Source organism: Limosilactobacillus panis DSM 6035, from assembly GCF_001435935.1.
In the GTDB taxonomy this organism is placed as follows: Bacteria; Bacillota; Bacilli; order Lactobacillales; family Lactobacillaceae; genus Limosilactobacillus; species Limosilactobacillus panis.
In genome coordinates this window covers 1-201 of sequence record NZ_AZGM01000079.1, presented here as the reverse complement: position 1 = coordinate 201, position 201 = coordinate 1, and the positions used below count along the sequence as shown (strand labels likewise).

The 201-nt window shown below is 42.3% G+C and carries 1 protein-coding gene; it reads left to right on the top strand.

Going from position 1 to position 201, the window contains the following annotated elements; translation table 11 throughout:
• The coding region (locus FD32_RS05690; RefSeq protein WP_275453129.1) for a group II intron maturase-specific domain-containing protein at positions 1–201 on the top strand (201 nt) is incomplete at both ends.

Below are 201 nucleotides of genomic sequence, written 5' to 3'. Positions count from 1 at the left end.
AAGCAATCACAAAAGCGAGTTAAGCAAGCACTAAAGCTGTTAACAAAGCGCAATCGGGGAGTATCCATTGAGCAAATGTTTGAGGAAATTCATCGCAAAATGCGGGGTTGGCTTCAATATTACTCAATTGGGAAACTGACTGGCTTTATTCAACGACTTGACCAGTGGTTAAGGGCGCGAATAAGGCAATATATCTGGAAG